The 23,355-nt window shown below is 69.4% G+C and carries 20 protein-coding genes and 1 tRNA gene; 9 read left to right on the forward strand and 12 right to left on the reverse strand.

Going from position 1 to position 23,355, the window contains the following annotated elements:
• Positions 1 to 3: 3 nt before the first annotated feature.
• Genes RBS12_RS09675 through RBS12_RS09690 form a run of 4 tightly spaced genes read right to left on the reverse strand, consistent with a single transcriptional unit; the run spans position 4 to position 5,733 of the window.
• A complete protein-coding gene (locus tag RBS12_RS09675) occupies positions 4 to 582 on the reverse strand; it encodes a Na+/H+ antiporter subunit E (RefSeq protein ID WP_307965881.1) in 579 nt (192 codons plus the stop codon).
• Positions 579 to 2,219, reverse strand: a complete 1,641-nt coding sequence (locus tag RBS12_RS09680; protein ID WP_307965882.1) for a Na+/H+ antiporter subunit D — start codon at positions 2,217 to 2,219, stop codon at positions 579 to 581. Before RBS12_RS09680 ends, RBS12_RS09675 begins: the two co-directional genes overlap by 4 nt.
• Positions 2,216 to 2,737 (reverse strand): Na(+)/H(+) antiporter subunit C, encoded by a 522-nt coding sequence (locus RBS12_RS09685; RefSeq protein WP_307965883.1) that lies wholly within the window; start codon positions 2,735 to 2,737, stop codon positions 2,216 to 2,218. Before RBS12_RS09685 ends, RBS12_RS09680 begins: the two co-directional genes overlap by 4 nt.
• Positions 2,734 to 5,733, reverse strand: a complete 3,000-nt coding sequence (locus tag RBS12_RS09690; RefSeq protein WP_307965884.1) for a Na+/H+ antiporter subunit A — start codon at positions 5,731 to 5,733, stop codon at positions 2,734 to 2,736. Before RBS12_RS09690 ends, RBS12_RS09685 begins: the two co-directional genes overlap by 4 nt.
• Before the next feature lie 131 nt (positions 5,734 to 5,864).
• Here RBS12_RS09690 and RBS12_RS09695 point away from each other — a divergent pair, with 131 nt between their 5' ends.
• The gene (locus RBS12_RS09695) at positions 5,865 to 7,250 is read left to right on the forward strand and encodes an MFS transporter (RefSeq protein ID WP_307965885.1); all 1,386 of its coding nucleotides are present in this window, start codon (positions 5,865 to 5,867) and stop codon (positions 7,248 to 7,250) included.
• A gap of 22 nt (positions 7,251 to 7,272) precedes the next feature.
• Here RBS12_RS09695 and RBS12_RS09700 read toward each other — a convergent pair whose 3' ends face one another.
• Positions 7,273 to 8,466, reverse strand: coding sequence for an FAD-dependent monooxygenase (locus tag RBS12_RS09700; RefSeq protein WP_307965887.1), 1,194 nt, complete (start codon positions 8,464 to 8,466; stop codon positions 7,273 to 7,275).
• A gap of 176 nt (positions 8,467 to 8,642) precedes the next feature.
• Between RBS12_RS09700 and RBS12_RS09705 the strand changes: the two genes are divergently transcribed.
• The 4 genes from RBS12_RS09705 (at position 8,643) to RBS12_RS09720 (ending at position 12,971) form a co-directional block, all read left to right on the forward strand.
• Complete coding sequence (locus RBS12_RS09705) at positions 8,643 to 10,280, forward strand: hypothetical protein (RefSeq protein ID WP_307965888.1); 1,638 nt, start codon at positions 8,643 to 8,645, stop codon at positions 10,278 to 10,280.
• Between the two features lie 9 nt (positions 10,281 to 10,289).
• A complete protein-coding gene (locus tag RBS12_RS09710; RefSeq protein ID WP_307965889.1) occupies positions 10,290 to 10,772 on the forward strand; it encodes a cation:proton antiporter regulatory subunit in 483 nt (160 codons plus the stop codon).
• 7 nt (positions 10,773 to 10,779) lie between these two features.
• Positions 10,780 to 11,994: a cation:proton antiporter gene (locus RBS12_RS09715; protein ID WP_307965890.1), complete on the forward strand. Its 1,215-nt coding sequence runs from the start codon at positions 10,780 to 10,782 to the stop codon at positions 11,992 to 11,994.
• A gap of 149 nt (positions 11,995 to 12,143) precedes the next feature.
• A complete protein-coding gene (locus RBS12_RS09720) occupies positions 12,144 to 12,971 on the forward strand; it encodes an amino acid-binding protein (protein ID WP_307965891.1) in 828 nt (275 codons plus the stop codon).
• On the opposite strand, the gene RBS12_RS09725 is transcribed toward RBS12_RS09720, so the two are convergent.
• The 3 genes from RBS12_RS09725 to RBS12_RS09735 are packed head-to-tail and all read right to left on the reverse strand — an operon-like array spanning position 12,968 to position 16,151.
• Positions 12,968 to 13,678 carry an LUD domain-containing protein gene (locus RBS12_RS09725; protein WP_307965892.1) on the reverse strand — a complete coding sequence of 237 codons (711 nt, stop codon included), beginning with the start codon at positions 13,676 to 13,678 and terminating at the stop codon, positions 12,968 to 12,970. The two genes, RBS12_RS09720 and RBS12_RS09725, sit on opposite strands and share 4 nt — an antisense overlap.
• Positions 13,675 to 15,306, reverse strand: coding sequence for a lactate utilization protein B (locus tag RBS12_RS09730; protein WP_307965893.1), 1,632 nt, complete (start codon positions 15,304 to 15,306; stop codon positions 13,675 to 13,677). The genes RBS12_RS09725 and RBS12_RS09730 overlap by 4 nt, the downstream gene beginning before the upstream one ends.
• A complete protein-coding gene (locus RBS12_RS09735; RefSeq protein WP_307965894.1) occupies positions 15,303 to 16,151 on the reverse strand; it encodes a (Fe-S)-binding protein in 849 nt (282 codons plus the stop codon). Before RBS12_RS09735 ends, RBS12_RS09730 begins: the two co-directional genes overlap by 4 nt.
• A 170-nt stretch (positions 16,152 to 16,321) precedes the next feature.
• On the opposite strand from RBS12_RS09735, the gene RBS12_RS09740 reads away from it, so the two are divergent.
• From RBS12_RS09740 to RBS12_RS09750, 3 genes are all read left to right on the forward strand, one after another.
• Positions 16,322 to 18,016, forward strand: coding sequence for an L-lactate permease (locus RBS12_RS09740; RefSeq protein ID WP_307965895.1), 1,695 nt, complete (start codon positions 16,322 to 16,324; stop codon positions 18,014 to 18,016).
• 112 nt (positions 18,017 to 18,128) lie between these two features.
• Positions 18,129 to 18,833 (forward strand): FCD domain-containing protein, encoded by a 705-nt coding sequence (locus tag RBS12_RS09745; protein WP_307965896.1) that lies wholly within the window; start codon positions 18,129 to 18,131, stop codon positions 18,831 to 18,833.
• Between the two features lie 132 nt (positions 18,834 to 18,965).
• Positions 18,966 to 19,916, forward strand: a complete 951-nt coding sequence (locus RBS12_RS09750; RefSeq protein ID WP_307965897.1) for a hypothetical protein — start codon at positions 18,966 to 18,968, stop codon at positions 19,914 to 19,916.
• Between the two features lie 50 nt (positions 19,917 to 19,966).
• On the opposite strand, the gene dcd is transcribed toward RBS12_RS09750, so the two are convergent.
• Genes dcd through RBS12_RS09765 form a run of 3 tightly spaced genes read right to left on the reverse strand, consistent with a single transcriptional unit; the run spans position 19,967 to position 21,611 of the window.
• Positions 19,967 to 20,542 carry a dCTP deaminase gene (gene dcd / locus RBS12_RS09755; protein ID WP_307965898.1) on the reverse strand — a complete coding sequence of 192 codons (576 nt, stop codon included), beginning with the start codon at positions 20,540 to 20,542 and terminating at the stop codon, positions 19,967 to 19,969.
• A 54-nt stretch (positions 20,543 to 20,596) separates the two neighbouring features.
• The gene (locus RBS12_RS09760; RefSeq protein WP_307965899.1) at positions 20,597 to 21,031 is read right to left on the reverse strand and encodes an SRPBCC family protein; all 435 of its coding nucleotides are present in this window, start codon (positions 21,029 to 21,031) and stop codon (positions 20,597 to 20,599) included.
• Between the two features lie 10 nt (positions 21,032 to 21,041).
• On the reverse strand, positions 21,042 to 21,611 hold the full coding sequence (locus RBS12_RS09765; RefSeq protein WP_307965900.1) for a hypothetical protein: 570 nt from the start codon (positions 21,609 to 21,611) through the stop codon (positions 21,042 to 21,044).
• A 156-nt stretch (positions 21,612 to 21,767) separates the two neighbouring features.
• On the opposite strand from RBS12_RS09765, the gene RBS12_RS09770 reads away from it, so the two are divergent.
• Positions 21,768 to 21,841, forward strand: a tRNA-Gly gene (locus RBS12_RS09770).
• A gap of 83 nt (positions 21,842 to 21,924) precedes the next feature.
• On the opposite strand, the gene RBS12_RS09775 is transcribed toward RBS12_RS09770, so the two are convergent.
• On the reverse strand, positions 21,925 to 23,085 hold the full coding sequence (locus tag RBS12_RS09775; protein ID WP_307965901.1) for an IS1249 family transposase: 1,161 nt from the start codon (positions 23,083 to 23,085) through the stop codon (positions 21,925 to 21,927).
• Between the last annotated feature and the right edge of the window lie 270 nt (positions 23,086 to 23,355).

Genomic DNA, 23,355 nt, shown 5'->3' on the forward strand with positions numbered 1-23,355 from the left:
ACGTCATCGCGCTCCCCCCGACTCGGCCTGCCGCAGCTGTTCCTCGTCCCGTACGAGGGCCAGCTCGTCCTTCGTTCCCATGATCCGGATGAGCTCGGCCTCGGTCGCCAGCACGGAGCGACGCACGCGCTCGGCGGCCGCGGCGTCCGGCACGTCGATGCCGTGGACGTAGAGCGTCGCGTTCGCGCGGTCGACCTCCACGATCAGGGAGCCCGGGATGAGCGAGATGACGTGGCCTGTCGCCGTCACCATGAGGTCCGCGTGGCTCCGCAGGGGGACGGCGACGACGGCGCTCGTCACCCGCGGCCCGGCGGTCACCGCGAGCCGCAGCAGGTTCGCGCTCGCGGCGACGAGCTGCCCCACGAACTTGAACGCAAAGCGAACGGCGTGGAAGACGTTGAAGCGCCCGCTCAGCTCGACGGGCGGGAGGGCCAGGAACCGGGTCACGAGGAGCGCAAGCACGAGCCCGAACACGAGGTTGCCGGGGCTGAAGTCCCGCCACAGGGCGCCCCACACGATGACGAGCCACGCGAGGAGCGGGAGCTCCTTGCGCAACGACGTACGACGGCGAACGGGGCTCACGGCCGCACCGTCCCTTGGGGGCCGGGAGGCTGCGAGGCGGGCGACTGCGAGAAAGGCTGCGAGGCGGGCGACTGAGCGGCAGGCTGCTGCGCTCCGAGCAGCGCCGCACCCTGAGGCCCAAGAACAGCCGTGACGTACGGCGTACGATCGAGCATCTCCTTCGCGGCCTCCTGGCTGACTTGGAACAGCGGCCCGGCGAATACCGAGAGGGCGAGGCCGAGCCCCACGAGTCCGGCCGTCGCGCCCACCATCGCGCGGGGCATCGAGCTAGCCCGCGCGGGGGCGAGGAGCGCTGGGTCGGGGTTCTCGGCGTCGTCCGTCGACCGCCAGAACGCGCGCCCCCACACACGGGCCATCGCGAGGAGCGTCAGGAGGCTCACCACGACTCCGGCGACGACGACGGCGAGCGCCATGGGCGTGCCGAGCGCGACGCCGGCCTGCACGAGGCCGAGCTTGCCGAGGAAGCCCGAGAGAGGCGGGATGCCTGCGAGGTTCATCGCCGGGATGAAGTAGAGGAGCGCAAGGAGGGGCGAAAGCTTTGCAAGGCCGCCGAGGCGATCGATCGACGCCGATCCGGCCCGCCGCTCGATGAGTCCCGCAACGAGGAAGAGCGAGGTCTGCACCGTGATGTGGTGCATGACGTAGAAGACCGTCGCCGCAAGCCCGATCACCGAGCTCATCGCGAGCCCGAACACCATGTATCCGATGTGACTGACCAAGGTGAACGACAGGAGTCGCTTGAGGTCGGTCTGGGCGAGCGCGCCGAGGATCCCGACTACCATCGTCAGGAGCGCGACGACCATGAGCGGGACGTTGAGCAGTTCGCCCGGGAAGAGAAGCGTCTCGGTGCGGACGAACGCGTACACGCCCACCTTCGTGAGGAGCCCCGCGAACACCGCCGTCACGGGGGCCGGCGCGGTCGGGTACGAGTCCGGGAGCCAGAACGAGAGCGGGAACACCGCGGCCTTGATGCCGAAGCCGATGAGCAGCATGACGTGCAGGAGCACCTGGGTGTCGGGGGCGAGCTGGCCGAGTTTCACAGCGAGGTCGGCCATGTTCACGGTGCCCGTCGCGGCGTAGACCATCGCGATTGCCACAAGGAAAAGCAGCGAGGAGACCACGCTCACGACGACGTACGTCACCCCCGCACGGATCCTCGCCGTCGTGCCGCCGAGCGTGAGGAGGACGTAGCTCGCGGTGAGCAGCATCTCGAAGCCGACGTACAGGTTGAAGAGGTCACCCGCGAGGAACGCGTCCGAGACGCCCGCGACGAGGATGAGGAAGCTCGGGTGGAACACCGAGATCGGCCCGTCCTTGTCCCCGTCCGCGATGCCCTGTGCCGCCGCGTACACGAGGACCGCGAGGCTCACGGCGCTCGAGACCACGAGCATGAGCGACGAGAACTGGTCGACGACGAGCGTGATCCCCCAGGGCGGCATCCACCCGCCGATCGGCACGGCCACCGTCCCGCCGCCCCACACCGAGGCGAGCAGCGCTGACTCGAGCGCGAGGGTCAGCGCGAGCACGCCCACGCTCACGATGCGCTGGGCGCGCTCCTGCCGCAGGAGCAAGAACGTCACCGCTGCGCCGAGGATCGGGAGGACGACGGCCAAGGGTGCCAGGCTGGCCAAGCTCATTCGGGGTCCCCTTCCTCTGCCGTCTCGTCCGCATCGCGCGCGTATGCCTTCTCCCGCGGACCCGAGTGCAGCGCCTCCCAGTCCGCCGCAGCGGCCTCCTCGACGCTCGGGAACTCGCTCAGATCGGCAGGCACGTCGGCGTCGTCCTCCGCGACCCACCCGGACTGGGCCGCGACGCGGCGGTCCTCGAGGTCATCGGCGACCTCGTCGGCGCGGCCGAGCTGCCATGTGCGGTAGATGAGGGCGAGCATGAACGCGGTCACGGCGAAGCTGATGACGATCGACGTGAGCACGAACGCCTGCGGGAGCGGATCGCTGTACGCGCCGGCGTCCGTGCCCTTTGCGAAGAAGGGTGCGAGGCCCGAATAGCCGCCGGTCGTGAGCAGGAGGAGGTTCGCCCCGTTCGTGAGCATGAGCAGCCCGAGGAGCACGCGCGTGAGGCTCCGCTCAAGGAGCAGGTAGATCCCGCACGCGAACAGCACGCCGGAGATGATGAGGAGAGTCGCGTTGGGGCTCATGCGCGCTCCCTTTCCCGGGGCCGCGCACGCATCGCCTCGGTCTGGGCGCCTTCCTCGATCTGCTCGTCGATCCGCGAGCCGAGGCTGCGCAGTACGTCGATGACGAGCGCGACGACGATGAGGTAGACGCCGACGTCGAAAATCGTCGAGGTCACGAACTTGACGTCTCCGAAGACAGGCAGCCAGAGCGTGATGATCGCGCTCTCGAACACCCGGCCGCCCGAAAGGAGCGGGACCGCGGCCGCGAGCGCGGCCGTCGCGAGGCCGGCCCCGAGGAGCCGGCCCGGGTTGATCGGGGCCGCCTCATAGAGCTCGAATCGCCCGCCCGCGAGGTAGCGGATCGTGAGCGCAAGGCCGGCCACAAGCCCGCCCGCGAATCCCCCGCCGGGCGCGTTGTGCCCCGCGAGGAGGAGGTAGATCGAGAACAGGACCATGCTGTGGAAGACGAGCCGGGTGATGACCTCGAAGATGATCGAGCGGCGCTCGGGGGCGAGCGTCCGGCCCGCGACGAGCCACGGGTCCCGCTCGACGCTCGCGAACGTGCGGGCGACGGCGAGCTCAGCGCCGCCGCGCGTCGAGGGGTCGACGCCGCGCACGCGCCCGACGCTGCCTGTCTCGACGTCGCGCGTCGGCCCGAGCCCGCGGCCACGGTGCCTGATGAAGATGAGGCTCGCGATCCCCGTGGCTGCGAGGACGAGCACGGAGATCTCGCCGAACGTGTCCCACGCACGGAGGTCCACGAGCGCGACGTTGACGATGTTCGCCCCTCCGCCCTGCGTGTAGGCGAGCTCGGGGAAGCGGAGCGAGATGGGCTCGGCCGTGCGGGCGCCCATCGCGAACATGCCCGCGAACACGACGACGGCGCCGAACAGGACAGCGATGATCACCCGCACGACCCGATACGCGCCGCCTGTACGGTCGCGGAGCTGGGCGGGGAGTCGGCGCATGCCGAGCACGAAAGCGACGAGCACGATCGTCTCGACGAGGAGCTGGGTCATCGCGAGATCCGGGGCGCCCTGGAGCGCGAAGATGAGCGCGATCCCGTAACCCGTGACCGAGACCATGAGGACGGCGAGGAAGCGCTTGTTCGCGCGGACGGCGGCGAGCGCCCCAATCACGATTCCCACGCCGATGACGGCTTGCAGCGGCGAACCCGGGTCCACGAAGAACGTCCCCCCGGGAATCGAGGGGCGCGTCACGAGCATGACGACGAGCGGCACCGCTGTCGCGACGGAGAGGATGACCGCGAGGTAGAAGAAGAGCGAGCCTCGCTGTGTCCGCCCGGTCACCCAGATGGCGAGATCGTCGATGGCGCCGACCGTCGCGCGATAGACCCGCTCGGCGTCGGGGAGCCCCGAAACCGCGACCTGGAGCCGATAGACGATGCCGCGCGCCCAGAAGAGGATGCCGCCGATCGCCCAGGCGGTCGCCGAGAGCGCGAACGGGAGGTCGAACCCGTGCCACGCGGCGAGATGCTCCGAGACCTGCCCTGCGGTGTCGGCGTGCGGGGACGCCCACGCCTCGACGGGCGCGGGCCACAGCCCGTACACGAGCCCGAGGGCGGCCAGGACCGCGGGCGGGGCGACGAAGAGGGGCGTGATGGGCTTGAAAGGCGTATCCGGGAGGCCAGGCTTGCGCGCGAACGCGCCCCACACGAAGCGCGCGCTGTACGCGACGGTGAGCGCGGAACCGAGCACGAAGCCGGCGAGGACGACGGCGGCCCACACCCCCGCGAGGACGTCGCCCCGCGCGCCGCCCGCCCCGGCCGCATTGCCCGCCCCGGCGAACGCCGCGAACACGGTCTCCTTCGCGACGAATCCGCCCAGGAGCGGGAGCCCGGCCATGGACGCGGCCGCGAGGATCGCGACGACGCCCAGCGCGCGCGACTGCCGGAACAGGCCCGAGAGGCGGCGGACGTCGCGCGTCCCTGTCTGGTGGTCCACAATCCCGACGACGAGGAAGAGCGTCGCCTTGAAGAGCGCGTGGGCCACGACGAGCGCGAGTCCCGCGAGCGCCGCATCCGGCGTGCCGAGGCCGACGACGGCGACCATGAACCCGAGCTGGCTCACGGTTCCGTAGGCGAGGAGGAGCTTGATGTCCGTCTGCCGCAGCGCCCGGTATCCGCCGACGAGGAGCGTCGCAACGCCGAAGCCCAAGACCACCGGGCGCCAGTACGGCGTGTCTGCGAAGCCGGGCGCGAGGCGCGCGACGAGGTAGACCCCCGCCTTGACCATCGCGGCGGCGTGCAGATACGCCGAGACGGGCGCCGGGGCCGCCATGGCGCCCGGGAGCCAGAAGTGGAACGGGACGAGGGCCGACTTGCTGAGGGCCCCCACGAGGACCAGGAGCGCGCCGACGGCTACGGCACCCGAGGTGGAGGTCGCCGCAGGCGAAGAACTCAGCAATTCGCCCGCCCGCGCGAGGATCGCCGAGATCCGGTAGGTGCCGGCCGCGTTGCCGATGAGCACGAGGCCCACGAACATCGCGAGGCCGCCCGCAGTCGTCACGATGAGCGCCTGGATCGCGGAGCGGCGCGCCGCGAGGCGGGTCCGCGCGAAGCCGATCAGGAGGAAGGAGAGGACGCTCGTGAGCTCCCAGAAGACGAATAGCGCGATGAGGTCGTCGGCGACGACGAGGCCGAGCATTGCGCCCGCGAACGCGAGGAGCTGCCCGCCGAAGCCGCCCAGCCCGTCGTCGTCCTCCTTGAAGTAGCGCGCGCAATAGGCGAGGACCAGTGCGCCGATGCCCAGAATCAGGACGCCCATGACCCATGCGAGCGGGTCGAGTCGGAACGCGAAGTCGAGCCGCAGGGCGGGGATATAGGAGTAGGTCTCCTCGAGCCCCCCGGTGTACGCGGCGTCGTGCTGGAGCGCGAGCCACGCGAGCGAGAGCGCGGGCACCGCCGCGAGAAGGAGGAACGACGCGCGGCCCCAGCGCCGGAAGATCCAGGGCGCACCAGCCGCCACTGCGAAGTGCAGGGCGAGAACTGGTACCACGGGGTGCCTCCGCTATGTCAGGTGTAGGAATCGCAGAAAGTTGGGGTCGGCGGATGTCAGTTGGGTTCACAGAAAGAGGTGACGCCGGTGCGAGCGTCCCCGCCAGCTTATCAAGCGCTAGCATGCGAGCTATGACGACTGCCACGCCGCAGCCATCGGAGCTCGAGCTCCACACCGCCCCGGTCAAGAAGGGCCAAGTGCTCGCATGGGCCACTTGGGACTGGGGAACAGCCGCCTTCAACGCCGTCATGACGACGTTCGTCTTCACGGTGTACCTGACATCCTCGGCCTTCGGCGGTGCCGATTATGCGTCGTCGGTGCTCGGCGCGGCGCTCGGCATCGCGGGACTGCTCATCGCCGTCTTCGCGCCCGTCTCGGGGCAGCGCTCGGACGCAGGCGGCCGCCGCAAGCTCTGGCTCGGGATCCACACGGGCGCCGTCGCGCTCCTCACGGGCCTGTGCTTCTTCGCGTACCCCCGGCCCGAGCTCCTCTGGTACGGGGCGAGCCTCATCGCCGCGGGCCACGTGTTCTCCGAGCTCGCGTTCGTCAACTACAACGCGATGCTCGAACAGATCGCGACGCCCAAGACGATCGGCCGGATCTCCGGCTTCGGCTGGTCCGCGGCGTATTTCGGCGGCATCGTCGCGCTCCTGCTCGTCCTCGCGCTCTTCGTCCAGCCGGCGTTCCATTGGTTCGGGGCGTCGACCGTGGAGAGCCTCAACATCCGCCTCGTGGCCGTGTTCTCGATGCTGTGGATCATCGTGTTCTCCCTTCCCGTCCTGTTCGCGGTGCCCGAAGTACGACGGCGACCGGCGGCGCGGCTGGGCATCCTCGCCTCCTACGGGCTCCTGTTCCGGCGGATCGGGGCCATGTGGCGCACGAGCCCCCACACGCTCTACTTCCTCGTGGCCAGCGCCGTGTTCCGAGACGGCCTCGCCGCCGTGTTCACGTTCGGGGGCGTCATCGCTGCCGGCACGTTCGGGTTCTCCCTCAGCCAGGTGATCTTCTTCGCGATCTTCGGCAACATCGTCGCGGCCGCCGGCGCTATCGCGGGCGGCTTCCTCGACGACCGCTTAGGCCCCAAACGTGTCATCGTCGGCTCCCTCGTGGGGCTCATCGTCGCGAGCGGCGCGATCCTCGTGCTCGGGAACGCGAGCCATCCGATCGGGGGCTTCACGTGGACGGGGAGCCTGACGTTCTGGGTGTTCGGCCTCTTCCTGACGCTGTTCGTCGGTCCCGCGCAGGCCTCCGCGCGGGCCTACCTCGCGCGGCTCGCGCCGGACGGCGAATCCGGCGAGCTCTTCGGCCTCTACGCGACGACCGGCCGCGCTGTGAGCTTCCTCGCGCCGTCGCTCTTCAGCCTGAGCATCGCGATCGCGACTCCGTTCGTCGCGGAGGGCCAGGCGCAGCGTTGGGGCATCCTGGGGATCATGCTCGTCCTCTTCGCGGGGCTTGTCGTGCTGCTCCCGGTGCGGCCGCCGTCGAAGGTCGCGACCGCCGTCGTCCCCGAGCGGTGAGCGGTGCGGCCGTCGCCTCGCGCTAGCCTGCGGCGGGATAGTCGGGCAGGACGACCGATTCGTGGACTCGCACGCCCCTGAGGCCCAGCGCAGTGAACGCCCTCGCGAGCGGCGGCGGCATCCGACTGACCAGCCGCACCCCGGTGACAACTGCCCACACCTGAAGCCCGGTGGCTGGGACCACCGTCCGCGCCGCCCGGAGGGCGAACGCCCGACTCGCCCGAACGTATTCGCCGATCGCCCGCTCATAGGCCGCGAAGGCGCGCACATGATCGCCGTCGGCCCGCGCAAGTTCCTCGGCCAGGGTGTAAGCACTCACGACCGCGAGGCTCGTGCTGCCGCCCACCACCGGGCCTGGGCAGAACCCGGCGTCGCCGACGAGCGTGACTCTGCCACGTGACCAGGTATCCATCGTCAACTGGGTGATCGAGTCGAAGTAGAAGGCCGGCGTGGTGTCCAGCTCGCCGAGCCAAGCGTCCGCCTCGGGGGCCAGGCCGGCGAGCGCAGCCCGTAGCAGTTCCTTCTGTCTCCCGGTATCCCGGTGGTCGTATTCGAGCGGCATGTTCGCGCGAAACAGGAACAGCGCTCGTGCGTCGGCGAGATGCTGTGCGCTGTACAGCGCGGCCGTGCGGCCCGCTCCCGCGTGGACGAGCATGCGGCGGTCGACGCTGAGGGCTTTCGGCAGCGAGGCAACAGCCAGGTACGCGCCCAAGAACCTCGAGTAATCGGATTCTTCGCCGAAGACCAGCCGGCGCACGTTCGAGTGCAGCCCATCGGCCCCCACGACGACATCGAACCGGCGAGGCTCGCCGTGCTCAAAGGAAACGTCGCCGTCAGAGGAAATGGACGTGATCGAGTCGCCGAAGACGTATTCGACGTCGCCGGCGGTCGCGGCGTAGAGCGTCTCGCTTAGGTCGTCCCGCATGATCTCGACGTGCCGGTCTGAAACCGCCGGCAAGGCTTTCGTGAGATCGATGTGGACCGCCCGCGCGGCCCCCTCGCGCGTGAGCATCACGTAATCCGTACCCGTGGCGAGGGCCTCGACCTGCTTGGCGACGCCCATCCGATCCATGATGTCCATCGCAGGCCGGAACAAGTCGACGGCGTGGCCTCCCGCTCTGCGGAACACCGACGCGCGCTCGACCACCGTGACGGCATGTCCCCGCCGCGCCAGCCAATAGGCCACCACCGGGCCAGCCACGCTCGCACCCGACACCAAAACCCGCATGCCAACACCCCGGTTCAGGAGACCAATTCAGCATATTTCCGCACATGCCGCCTGAGTCAACGGATTGCCGCCTCCCAAGAGCGAGAAGGAGGGCTCCGGATCTGGTGCACGGATCACGTCGGCATCATGATGGCCGAATGTGGCTGTTTGGGACGACCATTCGCATGACGAAGAATTTCCTCGTGACCGTCTGGGACGACACACCAGAGAACAGGGCGGCTGCAGAGGCTATCGGGTCGACGTGCGAGGCGGATCTCGCAGCTCTCGAGGATTGGTTCAACTACCGTTGGGCCGATTTTCCGTACGGGATCTTGGTGACGGTAGGGCAAGACGGAAACCCGAACCCGCACGCTGTCACCCTGTGGTCCGGCACGGCGAACTCGCCGCAGATCAGCGTCTACGGCGCGACCGTCGGCAACGCCGCCGGCTCAGCCGCCGTGCGGGACGAGCTCGCCCGCATGCTCTTCTCCGCCGAATTGGCCGAGGTTCTCATGCACGCCTCTCCCAACGGGTGGAACCCGGGAAACAACGCAGGAGAGGGACTCTCCCGGATCGCAGGCGCGGAACTGCACCCGCTCGGCTACTACCGCCCGGCCGGAGCCTCGAACAACGGTCCGTACTCCACGGCGTGGCTCCAGCTCGGCTACCGTACCCGGGACCGGCAGGACGCCGGAGCCGCAGGCCCCAGATATGACTTCATCACGGTGTCCGAGAACAGCGACACGAACGTCCTTTCCTACGGCTGCGCCATACAGTTCCTGTACTACTTGCACACCCAGCTGCACTACACCTGGCGGCAGATCGCCACGTCATGGGGCGCTCACCTCTGCGAGACCTTCGCCCAGCTCACCAATCGGCCGTCGACGACGGCGTTCACCGAGTTCAGCGACGTCCTGAACGCGCACCTGCCGCCAGGCACCTCGCTCTCGCCGACCACCGACAATGTCTTTCCGCTCAGCGCCGCGCCGCCTGTCGTGCTCGTGGCTTCCTACGGGAAGGCGATCGGGCACGCGAACCCGGCACAGTCATTGGCGACGCTGAAACCGGGCGTCTTCTGCGAGGAGTCGACCTACTCGTATCGCGTCGTGGACATCACCGCGCCCGTCTCGATCGTCGCACGCGCCCCCGGCGCATTCGCCCCGCGGTTCCGCTGGAGCGTCAACGGCGTGCCCGTGTCGGGGTCGGGAGTGACCCGACAGGCCACCGTGCCGGTCCGTGTCGTGAACACCGCGCCGGGCGGGTCCGAACCCGCCAAGGACGGTGTTCCGCTCACGATCAGCTACCTGATCACCGACCTGCCCGACCGGAGCCAGGTGACCATCACAAACCTCAGCTTCCCCGGAAACATCGACGGTCTCGACGTCACGGCCGTGATGACCGAAGCTGGCGCGGCCAATCTTGGGTCGACGAGCGGGACAACGTCTGTTGCGCCCCGATACCGCGACTACGACATGGAAGCCCGCTGGTACCTCGACGTCGCCGCGTGCAACCCCAAGTCGCTCGGGGAAGCCGTCGTCCACCGGGACGCGATGCTGGGCAAGCTGTTCGCGCTGAAGAATCTCCCGGACCCTTCACCCGAGCAGCTCGTGGATTTGGCCCATGAGGCCGTCCGCTTCCTCGAATCGTCCCGCGATCTGGTCTCGGCGGCCGCGAATGACCAGAGCGTCGTCGCAGCCCTGCTCCCACCTCTCAGCGCCGCCCTCACGCGAAGGGACCTGGATACCGTCGTCGGCCTCGAAGGGCGCGTGTTCAGGGTCCCGGAGCCCGCCCATGCACCCGAACCGCGAGGTGCGCCGGACTAGAGTTGTTCCATGAACGTGGACGAGACCGAGCTCCCTGGGATCGGGGTTCGCAAGGATTTCATGACGCAATCGGGCCGCCGCCTCGGCGTCGTGACGCATCGCGACGGTCACACTGAACTCATCGTGTCGACGTGGGATGATCCGGACACGTGCCAGGCGTCCATCCCCCTCACCGGCGATGAGGCCTCGGCGCTCGGCAACCTCCTCGGCAGCCAGCGGATCGTCATGCAGCTCACCGAGGAGCACAAGGAAGTCCCGGGCATTGTGACCCGCCAGTTCTCCATCGTCGCCGACTCTCCGTACCGCGAACAGCCCATGGGCAAGGCCGCGATCCGGACGCGGACGGGCGTCTCGATCGTCGCGATCATGCGCGAAGGCGAGGTGCTGCCCTCCCCCGGGCCAGACGCGATCCTGCACATCGGCGACCTGCTCGTCGCCGTCGGCACCCAGGAGGGCCTCGACGCCGCAGCGGCCGTGCTGCGCAACGGCTGAGAAGCGCATGGACTCGATCGCACTGACGCTCATCGAACTCGGGGCGGTCATCTTCGCCCTCGGATTCCTCGCGCGGCTTGCCGGTCGGATCAGCATGTCGCCGATCCCGCTCTACCTCCTCGGAGGGCTCTTGTTCGGCGCGGGCAGCTTCGTCGATCTCCACGGCGTGCGCGACTTCGCCCACCTCGCGGGCGAGATCGGCGTCATTCTCCTCCTGCTCCTGCTCGGCCTCGAGTACACGGCCAAGGAGCTCTTCACGGGCCTGCGCCGCTCGTGGCAGGCCGGGGTGGTGGACGCCGTCCTGAACATCATCCCCGGAGCGGGCGTTGCTCTCCTGCTCGGCTGGGGGCCGCTCGGCGCCCTCGTCATGGGCGGCGTCACCTACATCTCGTCGTCGGGCATCGCGGCGAAGGTGATCACCGACCTCGGCCGCGTGGGCAACCGCGAGACACCCACGATCCTCTCGATCCTCGTGTTCGAGGACCTCGCGATGGCCGTCTACCTTCCGATCCTCACCGCGATGCTCGCGGGGGTGAGCTGGCTCGGCGGGCTTCAGACGGTCGGCATCTCCCTCGCCGTCATCACAATCGTGCTCGTCGTCGCCCTCCGCCATGGGCAGCGGGTCTCACAGGCAGTGCACAGCGAGAATTCCGAGGTCTTCCTCCTCAACGTCATGGGACTCGCGCTGCTCGTGGCCGGCATCGCATCCGCTATGCAGGTCTCCGCGGCCGTTGGTGCATTCATGCTCGGCATCGCGATTTCGGGAACGACGGCGGATCTCGCCTCCCGCCTGCTCGAGCCCCTGCGCGATCTCTTCGCCGCGATCTTCTTCGTGGCGTTCGGCCTCAACACGGATCCGAGGTCCATTCCGCCCGTGCTCGGCTGGGCGCTCCTGCTCGCGATCGTCACGTCCCTCACGAAGCTGGCCACCGGATGGTGGGCCGCGTCCCGCGCCGGCGTCGCGGTGCCCGGCCGGGCTCGTGCCGGGGCTTCGCTCATCGCACGCGGCGAGTTCTCGATCGTCATCGCGGGCCTCGCCGTGACGTCCGGCGCCGTGACGGGCGAGCTCGCAGCGCTCGCGACGGCCTATGTGCTGCTGATGGCCGTCATCGGGCCGCTCGCGGCGCGCTTCATCGAGCCGGCGGTCAAAGCGCTCCGGCGGCCGCGTCAGGCGAAGCAGAGGGCTCGCGCGACCGTCGGCGACCGTCCAGAAGTCACCTAACGCGGGTTGTGGCCCATCCAGAAGTCACGTAACGCGGGTCCAACCCACGGGACGTGACCCCCAAACGACCGCGCACCCACGGAACGTGACCCCCAAACGTTAAACAGCCGCGCAACCCCCGCGAAACGCGCCTCCGAGAGTATGGAGGCATGGACACCCAGCGCACGACCCCCACCGTCGCGCACCCCGACCTTGCGTGCGAGGTCTGCGGCCGCTATCCCGAGCCTCCCAAGGCCAGGCTCACGCTCGCCAACGTGGCCGCAATGCTGCCCATCGAGCTCGCGGTGCACGTCGCCGTCGTCGGCACTGAATGGCCGGTTCCGCTCAAGGTGGTGCTCCTCGCGGCGCTGACCACGACGCTCGTGATCTGGGTGGCGGAGCCGAGCGTCCGACGGCTTCTGCGCTCGTGGCTCCACGCGCCCGCGCTCAGGCGGCGCCGCGAGCTCGAGGTTGCCCCGTCCCTGTGGCGGGGCCGCGTCACGCTCCCGGACATGCCCGGCGCGCTCGAGAAGGTCACGCGATCCCTCGCGAAGCTGGGCGTCAACGTGCTCTCGATCCAATCGCAGCCCGTGACGGGCGGCGTCGTGGACGCACTCGTGCTCTCGGCCCCGGGAGGGCTCACCGAGGACGATCTCCTCGACGCCATGGCGATCGGCGGCGGCGCCGCGCCGCGCGTCTGGCCGACGACGCCCCTCGCGCTCGTGGACGGACCCACGCAGGCGCTGAGCCTCGCGACGCGCGTCGCCGCGAATCCTTCAGAGCTTCCGTACGCCGCGGCGGAGCTCCTCGGCGCCGAACGCGTGCCGGCGAACAGCTCGCTCGACGCCGCCGCCGTCGCCCGAGGCACCGTGCTCAAGGTTCCCGCGACCCCCGAGCCGCTTGTCCTCGTGCGCCCGGGCGAGCCGTTCACGCCGGCGGAGGCCGCGCGGGCGAGCCGCCTCGCCGAGCTCGCGGAAGCCGCCGCGCTCCGCGCCTAACGGGCGATGATGACGTCGAGCATGCGCGGTCCGTGGACGCCCTCGACGCGCTCGAGCTCGATGTCGCTCGTCGCGGACGGGCCCGAGATGAGCGTGAGCGGCCGAGTGACGTCGAGTCGTGCGAAGCCCTCCGGGACGATCCCCGCGATCGTCTCGACCGGGACGACGCACACGTGGTGGTCCGGGACGAGCGAGATCGCCCGCCGTCCCTGGTCCGGCGACCCGTCGAGGACGATCGTTCCGGTCTCGGCGATGCTCACGGCGGAGGACGTGACGACGGCGTCGAGCGCGTCGAGGCGTTCGACGGCGATGGGCGCCTCGCGCGAGTCCGTCACCGCGCGGTCGGCGAGGGCCGGGTGCAGCCACTCGGTCGGGAAGCCGTGCGGCACCACGAACCGCTTGCCGTCGAGTCGCTTCCTGATCGCCCCGGCGAGTTCGCCGCGGGCGACGACCTCGACGCGAGCCTTATAGTCCTCGAGTCGGTCGACGAGGAGTTCCACGAGGCCGTCCTCGTCCATCTCGGACTCGGTGCGATACGGCGTGCGGTACGCCGACGGCTCCGGGGCCCGTTCAGGGGTCACCTCCTGTCGGTCCGAACCCACGGAAGGTGACCCCTGAACGAGAGCACCCACGGGACGTGACCCCTGAACGGAGCCGGCCCCAAGGGCCTCGCGGACGCGGGCCAGGATCTCGTCGCGCGCGCTCACTGAGCCTCCCCTTCGGTTGCGCCGTCACCTTTCGCGCGTCCCCCCGCTGCGCCGTCCGTTGCGCCGTCACCTTTCGCGCGTCCCCCCGCTGCGCCGTCCGTCGTGCCGTCACCTTTCGCGGGTCCTGCGGCCTTCTCCCGCTTCTTCCACCAGCTCCGGAACGACTCGCTCGGCGGGGCGGGGGCATCCCGGCTCTGGGTCCAGCCGGCGGCGAGACCGGGGAGCCGCGTGAACTTCCCGTCACGCCCCGCGAGCGCCCGCGCCACGGGGAGCCCCTTCTCGAGCAGCCCAAGACGGTCACCCGACGAGAGCGCCCACGACGCCGCGCCCAAGGCGACGTCCATCTGGGTGGGGAGGCCCCGCCGTCGCCCGCCCGAACCCGAGCGAGGCGCGTGTTTCGCCTCCACGTCCTCGCCGCGCAGATGCACGAGGATCTCGGGGATATTGATCTTCACGGGACACGCGTCGAAGCATGCGCCGCACAGCGACGACGCATACGGGAGCGACGAGTTCTCCTCCGCCTCGACGCCCGTGAGGAGCGGCGAGAGGATCGCGCCGATGGGACCGGGATACGTCGAGCCGTAGGCGTGGCCGCCGGTGCGCTCGTACACCGGGCACACGTTCATGCACGCCGAACAGCGGATGCAGTGCAGGGCGCTGCGCCCGTGCCGGTCGGCGAGCGCACGCGTGCGCCCGTTGTCGAGCAGGATCACGTGGACGTTCTGCGGGCCGTCGCCGGGAGTGACACCTGTCCAGAGCGAGGTGTACGGGTTCATGCGCTCGCCCGTCGACGACCGCGGCAGCAGCTGCATGAAGACCTCGAGGTCCTGAGCCCGCGGGAGCACCTTCTCGATGCCCATGACCGTGATGAGCGTCTCGGGGAGCGTAAGGCACATGCGCCCGTTGCCCTCCGACTCGACCACGCCGAGCGTGCCGGTCTCGGCGATGCCGAAGTTCGCGCCCGAGATCGCGACCTTCGCGGACAGGAACTTCCGACGCAGGTGGGCGCGGGCCGCCATGGCGAGGCGGCGCGGCTCGTCCGTGAGGGAGGGGGCGACGTCGGGCATCTCGGCCAGGAAGATGTCGCGGATCTCGGTCCGGTTCTTGTGAATCGCGGGGACCAGGATGTGGCTCGGCTTGTCGTGCCCGAGCTGCACAATGAGCTCGGCGAGATCCGTCTCGAGCGCCGCGATGCCGCGCTCCTCGAGATACTCGTTGAGCCCGATCTCCTGAGTGGCCATCGACTTGACCTTGACGACCTCGCTCGCGCCCGTCTGCCGGATCAAGCCCTCGACGATCCGGTTCGCCTCAGCCGCGTCCCGCGCCCAGTGGACCGTGCCGCCGCGCGCCGTGAACTGCTCCTCGAACTGCGTCAGGAGCTCGGGCAGCCGCGACATCGCCTCGGTCTTGATGGCCGAGCCCGCGTCGCGCAAAGCCTCCCAATCAGGCAGCTCCGAGACGACGCGCAATCGCTTGTCGCGGATCGTGTGCGTCGCGTGACCGAGATTGGCGCGGAGCTGGGCGTTGCCGAGCTCGCGGTGGGCGGCGCGTGGGAAAGGCTCGACGGCGGAGATGTTGCCGAAGCCGCGGGGTGGCACGGAAGGGATTCCCAGCGAAACCGTCGTCACCGGGCACCTCCTGTCAGCGAAAGCTCCCCCTCAAAGCGAAGCGGATTCTCCCTCGTCGAGGCGAGCACCTCGGCGAGGTGGACGGTGCGCACGGGGGCGCCGCCCGCCGTCGTCCGCTGTTCGCGGGAGAGGCCGCCGCCGATGTGCATGAGGCACGAGGCGTCGCCGCCCGCGCACGCCGAAGCGCCCGTCCCGCAGATGTTCGCCACCTTGTCCGCGAGCATCGCGGAGGAGACGTCCGCGTTCTTGACGGCGAACGTCCCGCCGAAGCCGCAGCACTGGTCCGCGTCGGGGAGGTCGACGACGTCGAGCGCCTCGACGCTGCGCAGCAGCTCGCGCTGGCGGTCGCCCAGGCGGAGGAGGCGCATGCCGTGGCACGAGGGGTGGTACGTGATCGTGGCGGGGAGGTACGAGCCGAGCTGCGCGGCAGCGTCCGTGACTCCGAGGACGTCCGTGAGGAGCTGCGCGAGCTCGTAGGTGCGCTGGCCGACGGCGGTCGCGCGCGCCGCGAGCGTCGGATCCGCCCGCCGGTCCCCTTTCTCAACAGCCCACCGCGCGACCATCGCGTGCTGATGCTTCACCGAGGCGACGCATGCGCCGGACGGCGCGACGGCGACGTCGTACTCCCCCGCGTCGAAGCCCGCCTCGAACGCGCGCACGTGGTTCTCGACCACGGGCAGGGCCTCGCGGAAGTAGCCCGAGTTCACATGCATCTGGCCGCAGCAGGCCTGACCGGCTGGGAACACGACCTCGTGCCCGAGCCGCTCGAGGATCTGCACCGTGGCCTGCGCGACGCGTGGGTACATCGCGTCGACGATGCACGTCGCGAAGAGCGCGATCTTCATGGATTCCTCTCCGGCCCTGCGGAAATCGCGAAGCCATGTGGTCTGACCATACTCCCGATGTGCTCCTTGCCACAACCGAGGGAGTGTGTGCTAGCTTACGTGGTCGGACCACAATGGTCCGACCACGCCGTGGCGAGGTTGCCGCGGTTTCCCTCCCTCCAGGAGCCCCCATGACCTTCACCCCCGCGACCGATCCCGTGGCCGGCAGCGTCGCCGTATCCGCCCTCATCGGCCTCATCCCGCTCGTCACCTTCTTCGTGCTGCTCGCCGTCGTGCGGACTGCCGCCCACGTCGCGGGGGCGTTCGCGCTGCTCGCCGCCCTCGCCGTCGCCGTCGTCGCCTACCGCATGCCCGTAGGCCTCGCGGGGCTCGCCGCCTCGGAGGGCGCCGTGTTCGGTGCCTTTCCCGTGTTCTGGATCGTCCTCACCGCAGTCTGGCTGTACCAGATCACGGTCCGGAGCGGACGCTTCGAGGACCTGCGCCGTATCTTCGACCGCTTGGGCGCGGGCGACCTCCGGATCCAGGCGATCCTCATCGCGTTCTGCTTCGGCGGGCTCATGGAGGCGCTCGCCGGCTTCGGCGCCCCGGTGGCCATCACCGCGACCATGCTCATGGCGATCGGCCTCAAGCCCCTCCGCGCAGCCGCGACGGTCCTCGTGGCCAACACCGCCCCGGTCGCGTTCGGCGCGATCGCCATCCCCATCACGACGGCGGGCGCGCTCACCGGGATCCGTGCCGATCACATCGGCGCGATCGTCGGCCGCCAGACCCCGCTCCTCGCATTCGTCGTGCCGCTCCTGCTCCTGCTCATCGTCGATGGCGTGCGCGGCCTCCGCGACGCATGGCTGCCCGCGCTCGTGACAGGCGTCGTCTTCGGCGCGGCCCAGTTCCTGTGCTCCAACTACTTCTCCTACGAGCTCACGGACGTCGTCGCGTCGCTCGCCGGTCTCGGCGTCGCCGTCCTGTTCCTTCGCGTCTGGAAGCCCCGCGGCGCCGACGCCGCGCGCGAGCGCCTGGGGGTCCCTGCGCGCACAGCCTCCGAAGCCGCCGTCGGCCCCGGTGCGGAGGCCGCCTCCCTGACCGGCTCGCGGGTGTGGCTCGCCCTCTTCCCGTACATCCTCGTGATCCTCGTGTTCGCTGTGTCGAAGCTGTGGCGCCTCGGCATCGACCTGCCCAAGGCCCTGCTCGCGACGGACGTCAAGATCCCGTGGCCCCTCCTGCACGATTCCCTCCTCGGAGCCGACGGCAAGCCGGTCGCCTCGACGATTTACTCCTTCCAGTGGCTCTCGAGCCCCGGCACGCTCCTGCTCCTCTCGGGTGTGATTATCGCGGTCGTGTATTCGCTCAACGACGGCGGCGGCCGATTCCGGCTGCGCATCGGCGATGCGGTCGCCGAGCTGTGGCGCACCTTCGTCAAGATGCGCCTCGCGGCGCTCACGATCGTGCTCGTCCTCGCCATCGCATACGTCATGAACCTCTCCGGGCAGACCGTTGCGATCGGCACGTGGCTTGCAGGCACGGGCGCCGCGTTCGCCTTTCTCTCGCCCATCCTGGGCTGGATCGGCACGGCGGTGACCGGCTCGGACACGTCCGCGAACGCGCTCTTCGCGAAGCTCCAGCAGACCGCGGGCCAGCACGCGGGGATCGACCCTTCGCTGCTCGTCGCGGCGAATACGTCCGGCGGAGTGGTCGGCAAGCTCATCAGCCCGCAGAACCTCGCGATCGCCGCGACCTCGGTCGGGATGGACGGCCAGGAGTCGACGATCCTGCGCAAGGTCGTCCCGTGGAGCTTCGGCCTGCTGCTCGCCCTGTGCGTCCTGGTGTTCTTGCAGTCCACGTCCGCTCTGGGCTGGATGCTCCCCTAGGAGCGCCGTGACGTCGCCCACCCGCGCCGCCCTGCGCACGCGGCGCCCTGAATGCCCCGGCGCGGGGCGCCGTCGTGCCTCTTCGCCCCGCGGCGTGCGGCAAGATGGAGCCATGCCTGAATCCACCACCGGCCGAGCGCACGACGCCGTGCTGCGCCACATCGAGGACAGCCTCCGCTCGGGCGCGCTCAAGCTGGGCGACAGGCTCCCCGGCGAACGGGCCCTCGCCGAGCAGTTCGGGATCTCGCGCGCGTCGGTGCGGGACGCGATCCGCTCGCTTGAGGTCATGGGCGTGGTCCGCTCGGCCACCGGCTCGGGGCCCAACTCAGGCACGATCGTGGTGTCGGACCCCTCTTCGGCCCTCGGAGTGGCGCTGCGCCTGCACGTCGCGAGCCAGCAGCTTCCCGTCAAGGACGTCGTCGACGCGCGGATCATGATGGAAACGTGGGCGCTCGAACGCGCCGCGACCGCCTCGTGGGCGCAGGAGCAGCTCGACGACGCCCGGCGGCTCCTCGACGCCATGGACGACGACGCACTTCCCTCCGAGGTCTTCACGCTCCTCGACTCCCAGTTCCACATCGCGCTCAGCACCCTCGCCGGCAACGTCGTCGTGAGCACGATGATGGAGTCGATGCGCGAGGCAATCCGCAGCTACATCGACGACGCGGTGACCCGCCGCGGGGCATGGGGCGATGTCGTGCACGTCCTGAGGAATCATCACCACGGGATCTTCGAGGCCGTCGAGGCGCGCGACGGCGAACGAGCCGCCCAGCTCGTGCGCGAGCACATCGACTGGTTCTACCGCCAGTCCCTCTGACCCTAGCGAATTGTTGGCCTACGCAGGGTGACGTGCCTACGGACGCTGCTCAACCCAACAATCGGGCCACTGGACGCATCGAACCCTGTGGACAACCGCCCAGCTCGCGTCCGAGCATCCGAGGATGGGGCAATGAACGTTCGAAAGCCGCTGCCACCCCAGCTCGCCACGAGGTCCTTCTCAGTGCCCGAAGCCCGGTTCCTCGGAGTCAGCCGCGGCCGCCTCAGCGCCTCCGACCTTGTGAGTCCGACCCGCGGCGTCCGAGTCCCGTGGGGCTCCAACGCGACGCCGACGACGCTCGTGCGGCCACTGCTCGATCTCATGCCGGACGCCGTCGCGAGCTTCATGTCCGCCGCCCAGATCTGGGGTCTCCCCCTCCCCCTGGTGCATGAGAGGGATCCAACGATTCATGTGACGCGCCCTCCCGGGACTCCGCGCAGCGCTCGGCCGGGCGTCGCGTGCCACCGTATGCATCTGGCCGATCACGACGTCGTCATGCTCGACGGCGTGCGCGTCACCTCCCGAGAGCGAACCTGGCTCGATCTCGCGGGCGTCCTGCCGCTCAGCCACCTCGTGGCAATCGGCGACTACCTCGTGTGCGAACATCCGGCGGACTTCCCGGTACCCCAGATTCCCTTCGTAAACATCGAAGACATGCGTCGTTACATCGACACCAAAGGGCGGGTGCGTGGTCTGCCGGCAGCCCGTCACGCCCTGGCCCGGGTTCGCGTCGGCGCGGACTCTGTCCCAGAAACCCTCCTGCGGCTCGCGGAGGTCGAGGCTGGCCTCCCCGAACCGACGCTCAATTACGTCATCCGCGATCCACTCGGGAGAGCAGTCGCGTGGCCTGACCAGGCCTTCGTCGATCTCCGGCTGGCGGTCCAGTACGACGGCGAACATCATCGCAGCGCGCAACAACAGGCAAGCGACAACTGGCGAAACCGGATGGTCGCAGACCTCGGCTGGGATCAGCTCATAGTCTCAGCCGCTGATGTTCGACGGCGTGAGTGGAGTGGTGTGGCCCGTCTCGTCGAGGCGCGCCTCAAGCGGTTGGCGACCTCTCGCCGCGAATTGTCGGCTTGAACAGGGTCAAGGCGCGTCGCACCCTGCACAGCCCAACAATTCGCGGGGACTCAGACGCTCGTGCGGTGGAAGTTGAGGTAGCTGCGCGAGGCGGTCGGGCCGCGCTGGCCCTGGTACCGATTCCCGTACGCGCCCGAGCCGTACGGGTGCTCGGCGGCCGAGGAAAGGCGGAAGAAGCACAGCTGGCCGATTTTCATCCCCGGCCAGAGCTTGATCGGGAGCGTCGCGACGTTCGAGAGTTCGAGCGTCACGTGGCCCGAGAAGCCGGGGTCGATGAAGCCCGCGGTCGAGTGGGTGAGGAGCCCGAGCCGCCCGAGCGATGACTTCCCTTCGAGGCGAGCGGCGATGTCCTCCGGGAGCGAGACCGTCTCGAACGTGGAGCCGAGCACGAACTCGCCCGGGTGCAGGATGAAGGGCTCGTCGTCATCGACCTCGACGAGACGCGTGAGCTCGGGCTGTTCCTGCGAGGGGTCGATGTGCGCGTACTTGTGGTTGTCGAAAAGCCGGAAGAACCGGTCGATCCGCACGTCGACGCTGGACGGCTGGACCATGGCCGGATCGAACGGGGCGAGCGCGATTCGCTCAGCGTCGATCTCGGCTCGGATGTCGCGATCAGAGAGCAGCACCTCCCCAAAATACCGCAGCGCGCGGGCGCGCCGCCCACAAAGGGGCGACCGTGACTACTGCTCGAGCACGGACTTGAGCGTATCGAGCTGCTTGACCTCGGAGTCCATGGTCTTCTGGATCATGCCGCCCATGAGCTTCATGAAGCCCTTGGGCTCATAGGCGAGGCCGAAGCTCAGGGCCGTCCCGCCGTCGTCCGTCGGCCGCAGCGTGAAGGTTCCGCTCGGCCGCGCGGGCCCCGCGACGACCTCGAAGCGCAGCGACGCGCTCGGCGTCGCCTCGACGATGCGGTAGTCGCCGTCGATCTCGCGGCCGCCCGGCCCGGCGAGACGCTGGGCATACACCGCGCCGACCTCCCCCGCAGTTCCGGAGGCGAGCGAGACGGCCTTCACGGAGGGTCGCCACAGCTTGTTGTTGAGCCCGTCGGCGAGGAACGCGTACACGTCTTCGGGGGTGCGTCGGATGGTCACTGAATTCTCGGCCGCTGGCATGTGACCAAGACTATTGGAATCGACTGGAATTCCCCTGTGAATCGCCCGGGCGCGGCGCGAGAGCCTCGCCGAGTTCGGCCCGGCGGCGCGGCGACCTGAAGGCGACGCGCATGTGGTCGCTCGTCAGGACGTCGGCGACGCCGATCATCAGCACCGCGAACACGATCTGCTCGACGACCATCCAATACGGATACAGGCCCGGGATGGTCGCGACGATGAGCGATACGACGGGGAAGATCTGGCTGAAGAGCCGCAGCCGCTGATAGCCCCAGTAGAAGCCGTGCCGGGCCCGCCACGCGAAGAAGAAGAGCGTGAGCGTCATGGCAAGGACGACGACGCCGCGGAACCAGGCCGCGAATCCCACCTCCGCGCCGCGCACCTGAAGCACGACGGCGATGATCACCGCCCCGAATCCGACGGCCGCCTCGGCGGTGAGGATCCAGTACACCCAGCGGAACGCGCGCTGGGTTTTGGGGTGCGCGAGTTCGTGGGCATCGACGACGAAATGCCCTTGGCGACCGCCGAACGTACGGTCGATGTCGACGCCGAGGAGCGTGAAGGGCTGAGGTCGGTGGGCCATGACGCTACGTTATCGCCCGCGTCTGACAGCGAACCGAGCGGCTCGGTGCGTGGAGCGGCCGCCGCGTGGGCGTCCGCTCCGCACGGAGGCCAAGTCCTAGGAAGGGCCGAGGCACCCCAAGGCGTGCTGTAAGCTGGATGGAGCCCTTCGGGGCCTGCGGCCGTAGCTCAATGGCAGAGCGCACGCTTCCCAAGCCTGATACGCGGGTTCGATTCCCGTCGGCCGCTCCAGCGTGATCGCAGAACGCCCCCGGACTTCGCATCCGGGGGCGTTCTGGGGTTATCGGTCAAAACGTGGGGATGGCCCGGGCGTGTCATCGGCTTCTGCCGGCCCGTCCGGTGCGTGCCCAGAGGCCTTCCTCGGCGGTCGTGGCGGTGTCGTAGAGGGCCGGTCCGATCCGCTCTTCCTCGGTCGTTGTCGGTGTTCGTTTCGGCGGTTCGCTGTGCTCTGGGCGGATGAGCCTCTGGGCCGGGGCGGGGTTTTCGGAGTGGGTGTAGAGCCACCATTCGACGGCGCGTTTCATGTGGTTCTCGCTCATGCCGCGGTGGTGCTTCAGGAGCAGGCGCAGCTGGGCGTTGACCCCTCCTTCGATCCGGTTTGTGGTCGAGGCGATCCGGAGGTCCTCGTGCTCGGGGGCGAGGTGGGTGAACAGGGTCCCGGCCTTCACGAGCCGCTCGAGCAGGTAGTACGCGGCGCGCAGCCGCTTGTGGGTGTACCACCACTGCTGGGAGGGCTTGACCCATGACGGCGCGGCCCCGGCCTCGCCGCGGTGGGTGCGCTGTTTGAGCATCGGGCCCCAGCGGGTGTGCCAGTCGTTCAGCGCGGTCGCCCAGGCGGCGGCCTCTTCGGCGGTCTTCAGGCGCATGAGCGCCTTGGAGAGGCGAAGGAGAGCTCTGCCGGCTTCGAGGCGGGGCCGGTGGGTCAGGTGGGTGCGGACGTTGCGGTGAACGTGCACCAGGCAGCGCTGGACCCGGGTCTCCGGCCAGACCTTCCGCAGGGCCGAGGCCAGGCCGGCACCGCCGTCGCAGACCACCACGCGCGGGGCGGGGAAGCGCTCGAGCAGGGCCGCCCACGCGGCGGACTTCTCGGTGTCGCACCACTGCCAGCCGATCACGTGCTCCCCGGCCGTGGCGATCAGGGCGCACCAGCCGCCGAGGTAGATCCCGTCCAGCTGGACCTCGTCGTGGACCTCCCCGGTGGCCGGGATCTCCGGGGCGATGTTCCAGCACCACGCCGTGACGCGCCGGAACGAGCGGTCGGGGCCCAGGCCGGCCTCGGCCTGCGTGTCCTTTCCCAGCAGCCAGCCGAGGAAGGCCTCGAGCTCGTGCCTGCGGGACAGGTCGAGGCGCCGACGAGTGGTCCCGGCCCGGCATGAGACGCACCTCCACCGCTGCGTCCCCGCGGCGGTCCGCCCGTTCTTTACCAGGACGGACCCGCATACCCGGCAGGACGTCGAATTGGAAGCAACCCTCACGCCTAAGGGTCACAGAGTAAGACGACCCCGAATTTCCCGCGCCAACACTGGGATCCAGGCCAATCCCATCCCCACGTTTTGTCCTATAACCCGCGTTCTGCATTTCCGGACCTTCGACGAGCGTCGAGGCAGTGGCCGACGACGACGTCGGAAGTCCGTACTGGCACACGGCAGTCCCCTTATCGCTCGCGAAGTCCTCCTCAAGGTACCTTCCCGGGCGATAAGGGGACTGCGATCCAGAGGGCGCGTCACCGAGCCGGCCGTCTACGC

The organism is Sinomonas sp. ASV322, assembly GCF_030908245.1.
Classification (GTDB): Bacteria; Actinomycetota; Actinomycetes; order Actinomycetales; family Micrococcaceae; genus Sinomonas.